Origin of the sequence: Massilia sp. CT11-108 (assembly GCF_047302915.1) — a bacterium.
In the GTDB taxonomy this organism is placed as follows: Bacteria; Pseudomonadota; Gammaproteobacteria; order Burkholderiales; family Burkholderiaceae_D; genus Telluria; species Telluria orientalis.
Window position 1 is genome coordinate 1 of sequence record NZ_JBKYMO010000235.1, and the last position, 8945, is coordinate 8945.

The 8945-nt window shown below is 67.1% G+C and carries 11 protein-coding genes and 1 pseudogene; 9 read left to right on the forward strand and 3 right to left on the reverse strand.

The annotated features are described in order from the left end of the window. The 5 genes and pseudogenes from ACEN88_RS18325 to ACEN88_RS18345 all read left to right on the forward strand — a co-directional run. Positions 1-892: pseudogene (locus tag ACEN88_RS18325) on the forward strand (DNA polymerase Y family protein); the annotation flags it as partial. Between the two features lie 101 nt (positions 893-993). After that, entirely contained in the window at positions 994-1548 is a 555-nt protein-coding gene (locus tag ACEN88_RS18330) for a peroxiredoxin (RefSeq protein ID WP_056136532.1), read from the forward strand. An 8-nt stretch (positions 1549-1556) separates the two neighbouring features. Beyond that, positions 1557-2783 (forward strand): protein-disulfide reductase DsbD family protein, encoded by a 1227-nt coding sequence (locus tag ACEN88_RS18335; RefSeq protein ID WP_413341816.1) that lies wholly within the window; start codon positions 1557-1559, stop codon positions 2781-2783. Further along, on the forward strand, positions 2780-3346 hold the full coding sequence (locus ACEN88_RS18340; RefSeq protein WP_413341818.1) for a sigma-70 family RNA polymerase sigma factor: 567 nt from the start codon (positions 2780-2782) through the stop codon (positions 3344-3346). The genes ACEN88_RS18335 and ACEN88_RS18340 overlap by 4 nt, the downstream gene beginning before the upstream one ends. Beyond that, positions 3339-3968 carry an NrsF family protein gene (locus ACEN88_RS18345; RefSeq protein ID WP_413341820.1) on the forward strand — a complete coding sequence of 210 codons (630 nt, stop codon included), beginning with the start codon at positions 3339-3341 and terminating at the stop codon, positions 3966-3968. The genes ACEN88_RS18340 and ACEN88_RS18345 overlap by 8 nt, the downstream gene beginning before the upstream one ends. 2 nt (positions 3969-3970) lie before the next feature. Here ACEN88_RS18345 and ACEN88_RS18350 read toward each other — a convergent pair whose 3' ends face one another. Beyond that, positions 3971-4957 carry a hypothetical protein gene (locus tag ACEN88_RS18350; RefSeq protein WP_413341821.1) on the reverse strand — a complete coding sequence of 329 codons (987 nt, stop codon included), beginning with the start codon at positions 4955-4957 and terminating at the stop codon, positions 3971-3973. A 216-nt stretch (positions 4958-5173) separates the two neighbouring features. Here ACEN88_RS18350 and ACEN88_RS18355 point away from each other — a divergent pair, with 216 nt between their 5' ends. Then, a complete protein-coding gene (locus ACEN88_RS18355) occupies positions 5174-5473 on the forward strand; it encodes a hypothetical protein (protein WP_413341823.1) in 300 nt (99 codons plus the stop codon). A 249-nt stretch (positions 5474-5722) separates the two neighbouring features. Beyond that, positions 5723-6355 (forward strand): phasin family protein, encoded by a 633-nt coding sequence (locus tag ACEN88_RS18360; protein ID WP_413341825.1) that lies wholly within the window; start codon positions 5723-5725, stop codon positions 6353-6355. A 108-nt stretch (positions 6356-6463) separates the two neighbouring features. On the opposite strand, the gene ACEN88_RS18365 is transcribed toward ACEN88_RS18360, so the two are convergent. Together ACEN88_RS18365 and ACEN88_RS18370 are read right to left on the reverse strand one after the other, a co-directional pair. Further along, entirely contained in the window at positions 6464-7153 is a 690-nt protein-coding gene (locus tag ACEN88_RS18365; RefSeq protein WP_413341826.1) for a YceI family protein, read from the reverse strand. Continuing rightward, on the reverse strand, positions 7150-7344 hold the full coding sequence (locus ACEN88_RS18370) for a YqaE/Pmp3 family membrane protein (protein ID WP_413341828.1): 195 nt from the start codon (positions 7342-7344) through the stop codon (positions 7150-7152). Before ACEN88_RS18370 ends, ACEN88_RS18365 begins: the two co-directional genes overlap by 4 nt. Before the next feature lie 140 nt (positions 7345-7484). Here ACEN88_RS18370 and ACEN88_RS18375 point away from each other — a divergent pair, with 140 nt between their 5' ends. Both ACEN88_RS18375 and ACEN88_RS18380 read left to right on the forward strand, forming a co-directional pair. Beyond that, complete coding sequence (locus ACEN88_RS18375; protein WP_413341830.1) at positions 7485-8255, forward strand: alpha/beta hydrolase family protein; 771 nt, start codon at positions 7485-7487, stop codon at positions 8253-8255. Continuing rightward, positions 8252-8945, forward strand: a 694-nt coding sequence (locus ACEN88_RS18380; RefSeq protein ID WP_413341832.1) for a CatA-like O-acetyltransferase, incomplete at its 3' end; no start/stop codon positions are given. The genes ACEN88_RS18375 and ACEN88_RS18380, both read left to right, overlap by 4 nt.

Consider the following 8945-nt stretch of genomic DNA (forward strand, 5'->3'; position numbering starts at 1 on the left):
GCCGCGCCCCGGCCTGCAGCGGCGCTGCGGCCGCGAGCTGCTCGACCTGCTCGACGCCGCCTACGGCCTCGTGCCGGAACTGTACGAGTGGATATCTCCGCCGGAAACCTTCCGCGCGCGCCTGGAACTGTACGACCGCATCGACGACGCCGACCTGCTGCTGGCGGGCGCGCAATGCCTGCTGCTGCAGCTGACGGGGTGGCTGTGCGCGCGCCAGCTGGCGGTGGAGCGCATCACCCTGCAGCTGGAGCACGAGCGGGGCCGGGTCGCGCGCCCGCCGACCGGCGTCGAGGTCGTGCTGGCCGAGCCGACGTGGCGCGACGAGCACCTCGTGCGCCTGCTGAAGGAACGCCTGGGCCGGCTGACGCTGGAGGCGCCCGTGATCGGCCTCGCGCTGGAAGCGCTGCAGGTGCGGCCGATGGCGCCGCCGAACGCGTCGCTGTTCCCCGAGCCGGGCGGCAGCGAGGAAGACCGCATGCGCATGCTGGAACTGCTGGCCGCGCGCCTGGGCCCGGAAAACGTCCTGCAACCGCTGCCGCTGGCCGACTACCGCCCGGAACAGGCCAACGTCTGGGTGCCGGTGCAGCAAAAGGTCAGCGCCAAGGCCCGCAACGCGCAACTGCCGCCCGACGTCCTGAGCCTGCCGCGTCCCACATGGCTGCTGGCGCGGCCGATCGCGCTGCTGATGCGCGATCACCGGCCGTTCTATGGCTCACCGCTGCGGATGGCGTCGAATCCGGAGCGTATCGAGGCCGGCTGGTGGGATGGGCCGGAGACGCGCGACTACTTCATCGCCGAGGGACTCGATCACACGCTGTACTGGGTGTATCGGGAGCGGATCGGCATGGGGGAGGATGGGCCGAAGTGGTTCTTGCACGGGTTGTTCGGGTGAGAAAAATTTTTTATGGTGGACCGCAACTTTCAGGCTGCCGTCGGCGAACTGGGGAGTAGGGCGATCAGAGGATCGCCAACCAACTTTTCAAGGAGTTCACAATGGCACGATTCGGCACCTATCTGGCACAAGCGGCAACCATCCTGGCATTTTCGGCATCCCATGCGCTTGCCGCCTTGCCGGAAGGCGCGAAAGCCCCCGATTTCCGATTACAGGCCGCGCTTGCCGGCAAGCCGATGACGTTCTCGCTGGCGCAAGCATTGCGCCAGGGGCCTGTCGTGCTGTATTTCTTCCCCGCCGCATTCACGCAGGGCTGCACGCTGGAAGCGCATGCGTTCGCCGAAGCGACGGATGATTTCAGGAAGCTGAATGCGACGGTGATCGGCGTTACCGCGGGCAATGCCGACCGCGTCGCCGAGTTTTCGAAACTCGAATGCCGCGACAAGTTCGCGGTGGCGGCCGATCCCGGCGCCAAGGTGGCCGGGGAATACCAGACCCAGTTCAAGACCAAGGGCGGCACCCTGCTGTCCGAGCGCACCTCGTTCGTCATCGCACCCGACGGCAAGATCCTGCTCAGCTACACGGATGCCAACCCCGAACAGCACATCAGGAAAACCATGGATGCCGTCAAGGCATGGCATGACGCGGCCAAATGAGCACGAGCATGCCGGCAACCCTGGCCGCCGCCTTCCTGGGCGGACTGATTCTCAACTTCATGCCCTGCGTCTTTCCGGTCATCTCGCTGAAAGCGTTCGGCCTCATCCGTCATGTCCACGACCGGCGCGCGGCGCGGGTGGAGGGACTCGCGTTCCTGGCAGGCGTCGTGGTCACCATGCTCCTGCTGTGCGCCACGCTGTTGGCGGCACGGGCCAGTGGCGCCGCCGTCGGGTGGGGCTTCCAGTTGCAGTCGCCGGTATTGATTGCCACGCTGGCGCTCGTCATGCTCGCCCTGGCGCTCAACATGATGGGCGTGTTCGAGATCGGACTTGCCGCGCAGCGTCTCGGTAACCTCTCCGGCTCCCGCTCGGGGCCGCTCGGGGCCGCGTTGACCGGTGCGCTGGCGATCGTCGTGGCGACGCCGTGCACCGCGCCGTTCATGGCGGGCGCCGTCGGCGCCGCGCTGCTGCGTCCGCCGGCCGAGGGCGTGGCGATTTTTCTTGCGCTGGCGCTGGGCTTTGCCGCGCCTTTCACCGTCGTGGCGCTCGTACCGGCCTGCGCGCGGCTCTTGCCGAAACCCGGCGCGTGGATGGCGACGCTCAAGCACGTGCTGGCGTTCCCGATGCTGGGCGCGGCGGCATGGCTGGCGTGGGTCCTCGACCGGCAGGGAGGCTCCGCCGCACTGGGCGCGCTGCTCGCGGCGGCCGTGGTACTGGGATTGGCCGCCTGGGTGTACGGCCTGGCACAACGGCGCCAGATTGCCGGATTGCGTTACCGGCCGCTGCTGGGCTTTGCCGTGCTTCTTGTCGCGGGCGTGGGCGTGTCCCTGGCCGGCCTGCCGGCGACGAGCGATGGCGGGGGCGGGCCGGCACGCGCGGAGACGCCGGTCGCGTGGACACCGCACGCCGTCGCTGCGCAGCGCGGACACGGCAAGCCGATCTTCGTCAATTTCACCGCTTCCTGGTGCATCACATGCCAGGTCAACGATCGCGCGGCGTTATCCACCACGGTCGTGAAAGAGGCATTGGCCCGGACGGACACGATCTACATGGTCGCCGACTCCACCACATATAATCCGGAGATCGACCAGGCCATCAACCAGTTCGGCCGGGGAGGACTGCCCGTGTACGTCGTGTATCCGGCCGATGGGGGCGCACCGGTGCTGCTGCCGCAACTGCTCAGTCCGGATATCGTGGTGTCCGCCTTGAAAAAGGCTTCGGCAAACAAGTCTTGAACAACGCAACCGAGAACGATGCTTCGAGAGCGGCATGGCCGCAGCTCATGCTCCGCGCCCAGGACGGCGACCAGGCGGCGTACTGTCGCCTGTTGAAGGCGATCGTACCCGTCATCCGCGCGCTCGTGCGACGAAAAATCCATCAGGACGATGCGTTGGTCGAAGACGTGGTGCAGGACGTCCTGCTGACCGTCCACCGGGTCCGGCACACCTATGATCCCGATCGGCCCTTCTTGCCGTGGCTGTCCGCCATCGTCGCCGCGCGCGCCATCGACGCGCTGCGTGCGCGCGGCCGCAGGGAACATTGGGAGGTGAGCGATGACGAGGCCGTGCTCGGGCATCCGGACGAATCCAGCCCGGATGGGCAGGCGCAGCGGCAAGTGGATCATTTGCTGAGCCGTCTCCCCGCGCGTCAACGGCGGGTGGTTGAACTTGTCCATTTATCCGACATGAGCCTCGCCGACGCCGCGGCGGCCAGCAGCACGACGCTGGCGGCAGTGAAGTCCCTGCTGCACCGCGCTTTCGCCACACTTCGCCGCAACAAGGAAACCGACCATGAATAATCACGATGCCCTGATCGAACGGCTGTGCCGCGACGCGCATCCCGTGAAGCGGACCGCACCGTCCTGGCGCCGGGCGGCAGGATGGATGCTCGTGGCGCTGCCCTGCGGCTTTCTCGCCTCCCGGATCCTGCCGCAGGCACGCCCGGACTGGTCCAGCCCGGGCGCGTTGTGGGCAGGGTTATGGGTCGTGGCGTCGTTCTGTCTCGGGATGCTGGCCATCGGGACAGCCTTTGCCCTCAGCATTGCCGGGCAACGCATCAGGCACTGGCGCGGCCTTGCCGCACTGACCGCCGCCTGGTTACTGATCGGCCTGACCGGTGTGGCGAATTCGATGGACAAGATCGGACATGCCGGAGACGGGATCTATTGTTACGCCTTCCTCATGGTCGTCGGCCTGCCGATGGTCGCGATCATGGTTGCCGCGATCCGGCGTACCCGTTCGCTGCATCCGGTCCGTAGCCTGGCCGTTGCGGGCCTGGGGATCGCGGCGACGTCGCAAATGCTGCTGGGGCTGTGTCACCCGGTGGCAGGGCAATTGTTCGACCTGGCGATGCACCTGGCCGCCACCATCACCCTCGTCGCGTTCACATCGCTCGCGGGGCGGCGCTGGGTCAGGATCTGATCTCATTTGCAGGGCCGCTTGCTCCCGTCCACGATTGCATCCATTTGCGCCTGCGTCAGTACCTGGGGCATCGGCTCCTCGACAGGATTGCCGTCCGCATCGAAGCGCAGCGGTGGGCGCGGCGGCTCGTTGGGGCAGGCCGGCACGGCGCGCGGCAGCGCTGCCGCCAGTGCGAACAACCGGTCGCGCAACGGGACGCGCACGACGTTGGCATCGACCCACAGCTGGTAGCCGCGCCGGCCTTCGAACCAGGACAGCACCGAGACCGCCTTGCCTGACGAGGTTTCCAGGATGACGAGCCTGGCCGGCAGGCCATTGATGCGTTCCGGCTCGTCTTTCGGATCGCGCCAGCTGCGGCTGCCGTCGGCGGACATGTCGTGTTCGAACAGCGTGACCTGGTGCCCGTCCGGCATGCGGAAGCCGCGGTACAGGCGCGAGGGGATGTCGTTGACATATTCGGCCCGGCCGCCCAGGCTCTCGAACTGCGCGAACGGCGTGTGCGTCAGGTCGACCGGCGGGAACGCCAGCTTGCGGGTGGCCCTCGCGAGCGACTGGAACCCGATGTCGTAACGATCGAGATCGATCGCGCACACGCGCTCGACACCATCCTTCTGCGTGCCGGCCGCGTGCCGGGACCGGTCGACGCTGCACTGGTAGTCCCGTACGCCGGTGCGGACGATCGTGCCGCAGGCGATGACCACGGCGATGCCGGCCACGGCCAGCAATCCGCGCTTGACGGGCGAGGGCGCGGGCGCGGGTTTCCACAACCGCCGCCCGCCCCAGCGGCACAGCCAGGCCAGCCCGAGGACCGGCAGCGCCATCGTGGCGGTCACGCGCAGCACGTCGAGCAACGGCGCGTGCAGCCAGGCGACGCAGAACAGGACATAGATGCCGCCCGCCAGCAGGACCAGGGCGTTGACGACGTGTCCGGCCGACCAGAACAGCAGACCGGCGACGCTTTTCGTACCCTCGACAATGGCGAACCGCACGGCAACCTCCCTCAATGGAACACGCAGCATAGCAACTCAACGCTCCCGAAAGCTCACGCATTCCCACCCGGGCAGGGCAATGCGTAACGTGCCGGGTGAAGCGCCATCCTGGTGTATCTTCAGGGTGGCATCTTGCCGTCCCGGCCACCGGCGTCGCGCCTTTCCAGTGAGGACATCATGGACGCATCACCTGTTCTGCCACCCTCTGCAACCGCTTTGGGTATTTCGTTCGACGGCCGCGCCTATCACTATCGGGAATACAGCTACGAGCGCATCGCGGACGCGCTCGCGTATGCACGACAGGACCGGGACAGGCCCGGTTTTCGCGAAGACACGACGCCGCGCCAGTGGAAGCAATGGGCCGGTCCGACGCCGGAAGAACGGCTGCACATGGTGGCGCACGGCATCGTGTACGAACACGGACGCTATTGTTATGGCCCGTATCGCTACGACCTGTTGTCCGCCGCGCTCGCGTATGCGCAGCATGCGCCCGGGCTCGCCAGGCCGGGCGGCTGACGCGTTTTGCGCGGCGCCTTGGCGATTTCAAACTTCTCTTTCCGGCGCCCATTACACGAAAATACATTTGCGGATTTCCGGCGTGCGCGCCAAAAAGAGCGCATAGTAAGCCACTTGCACGCGATCTTCAGCGATCGTCATCCTTCGAGGCAGCCATGCTGCTCCGCCCATCGAACGCCACGCGCCTCGGCGCATCCCTCCGGCGTCCCATCGCATTCCCGTTACTTACTTTTTAAATAAAGGTACTCCATGTATCCATTCCCGCAATCCGTCAATCCCGCCCTCCGCTCGCACATCGACGCCCAAGTCGCTTTCTTCAACGAACTGTCCCAGGTCATGTCGCGTGCCTTCCAGCAGGCCGGCCAACTGAATATGCAGTTGAACCAGACGCTGTTCGAGGAAGCCGCCAATGCCGGCCAACGCCTGTTGACGATCGATCGCCCGGCCGACGCGATGTCGGTCGCGGCAGCGCATGCCCAGCCCGCTACCGACAAGCTGCGCGCTTACCACCACCATCTTTCGCAGCTGGCCGCGTCGACCCAGGTCGACCTGACGCGCGTCGCCGAGCAGCACGTGCAGGAGACGTCACGTACCGCCCGCGTGCTGGCCGACGACGTCACCCGCGCCGCTGCCGAAGAAACGGACAAGAGCCTGCGCCAGCAGGAGGAAACCATCAAGAGCTTCCGCGATCCGTTCGAAGGCAACGGCACACGCGGCAACAACGCCGGCGCACAATACCAGGGCAACCTGCAAAGCGGCGGTGACGAAGCCAGTGCCCGCGTCGAGGCCGAAGGTCCGGCCGGCAAAGTCAGCGCCCAGGGCAATATGCAAGGCAACCAGGCCCGCCAACCCGCGAACAAGACCCCCGGCCAGACACGTTGATACGCTTCCCGGGCCTGTGCGGCGGCGACCATCGGGTCCCGCCGCTGCGGTACCGGCATCGATGCATGGTTGTCCTTTTCGCCGTCTTCCCTTGGAACACGGCGTTTTTTATTTCACAGGCGGGGTCCAGCGCCGGGCGACGATGTTGAAGCTTACCGCGAGCTCGTCCTGCACCGCCAGCAGCCCGGCGCCCACGGCGAATGGCGTGATGCCGAAATCGGTCTGCTTCAGGCGCGCCGTGCCGCTCGCCGTCACCTGCGCCGCATCGACGTGCACCGCGGCCGGCAGTTCCAGCCCGCGCGTCGTGCCGTGCAGCGTGATGGCGACGCGCAGCCGGCCATCCGCCGGCAGCTCGGCATGCAGCGTCACGACCGGATAGCGCTCGGCGTCGAGCACCGGGCCGAGCATGTTCTTGCGCGTGCCTTCGACCGCTTCCGGCGACGGCGACGTGCCGATGCCCGCGTCGCGCAGCAGTTGCGGTTCGTCGATCGTGAGCTGGTCGAGGCGGAACGAGACGTCGGCACGGCCCATGCCGGGCGCGGCATAGCCGGTCAAGGTGTGGCTGGCCACGAGGTGGTCATGCCCGAGCCGCGCCATCAGGCCGCCGCGGCGTACCGTCACGGCCACCAGCGAGGCGTCCGGGTCGATTGCGTAGACGGCAGTGCCGGACGCCGCAGCCGTGCGGTACGTATCCGGGCCTGTTGCCAAGGCAGGCACCAACGGTGCCTGCGGCGCCAGCGGCTGCCCGCAGGCGGTCAGCAGCACCAGCAACGGCAGGAGGCGCCCCGGTACGTTCATGCCCGCTGTCGCAGCGCCCGCTCGATCTTCTGGTCGGTCTTGAACTGGCTGAGCGCATACACGGCCCAGATGGTGGCCGGCAGCCAGCCGATCAGCGTGATCTGCAGGATCAGGCAGATGATGCCGGCGATCGGGCGGCCGACGGTGAAAAAGGTCAGCCAGGGCAGGACCAGGGCGATGATGAGGCGCATGTTGTTCTCCTTCAGGTAAGCCACCAGCATAGCGCCTTCGCGGCCCCGAAAGTTCACGCATTTCCACCCGCGGAACGCGATTTCAAGCAAAGATTGCCGGCTTGTTCCACAATGCGGATTGCAACGAACACGGAACCATCATGCTCACCGAACGTATCGACTTTCCCGGCCCCCACGGCAAGCTCTCCGCCAAGCTGGACGCCCCCACCGGCACGCCGCGCGCCTACGCCATCTTTGCCCACTGCTTCACCTGCAGCAAGGACGTACTGGCCGCCACCTTCATCTCGCGCGGCCTGGCGAGCCTGGGCGTGGCCGTGCTGCGCTTCGACTTCGCCGGCCTCGGGGCCAGCCACGGCGATTTTGCCGACACCAATTTTTCGTCCAACGTCGAAGACCTCGTCGCGGCCGCCGACTATATGCGCGCGAAGTTCGCGGCGCCGCAGCTCCTGATCGGCCACAGCCTGGGCGGCGCGGCCGTGCTGGCGGCGGCCCAGCGCGTGCCGGAAGCGAAGGCCATCGTGACGATCGCGGCGCCCAGCGATCCGCACTACGTCGTGAACACGCTGCTGGGCGAGCACCTCGACACGATCGCGCAACTGGGCGAGGCACGGGTAAAACTGGCCGGGCGCGATTTCAACATCCGCCAGCACTTCGTCGAGGACGCCGGCCGGCACCGGCTGCACGAGAAGATCGCCACCCTCGGCCGCGCGCTGCTCGTGATGCACGCGCCGCAGGACGACACCGTCAGCATGGACAACGCCACCCGCATCTTCGAACTGGCGCAGCATCCGAAGAGTTTCATCTCGCTCGACGGCATGGACCACCTGATCACGCGGCGCGAGGATGCCGCCTACGTGGCCGGCGTCATCTCGGCGTGGAGCGCGCGCTATCTCGACGGGAGCGGCGCATGATCGGGTTCGAACGGCGGCGCGACCGCTTCGACTTCTTCGACCGCATGGAGAGCCCCGCGGTCAACCTGTGCTTCACGCTGGACGTGCCCGATTTCCGGCCGTGGTGCAAGGCGCAGGGCCTCGCACCGTTCCACGTGATGCTGTGCGCGGTGCTGCGCGCGGTGCTGAAGGTGGAGAACTTCCGCTACCGTATCGTGGACGGTAGGGTCATCCGCATCGACCGCCTCGTGCCGTCGTTCACCGTGATGAACCAGCACGGCGACCTGAATTTCGCGCAGTTCGACTGGTCCGACGACGTGCGCGAATTCGTCGCGCGCGGCCAGGCGGCGCGGGAAGAGGCGTCGAGCATGACGGTGCTGAACGTCAAATATCGCACGATGTCGCCGCGCGACGCGAAGGACCAGGTGTTCGTCACCTGCATGCCGTGGCTCGATTTCACCTCGATCCAGCATCCGATGGCGTCCATCGCCGCGCCGGACATTCCGTCGTTCGCGTGGGGCCGTTTCCGCGACGGGCCGGACGGCCTGCAACTGCCGTTCTCCGTGCAGGCGCATCACGGCTTCGTCGACGGCTGGCACATCCATCTGCTGGGGCGCCAGGTGGCCGACGAGCTGGCGGCGACGGTGGATGCGACGGCGGCGGCAGCGGTTGCGGCAGCAGCTGCGGGGGCGGCTGCGGCGGCGACTAGGA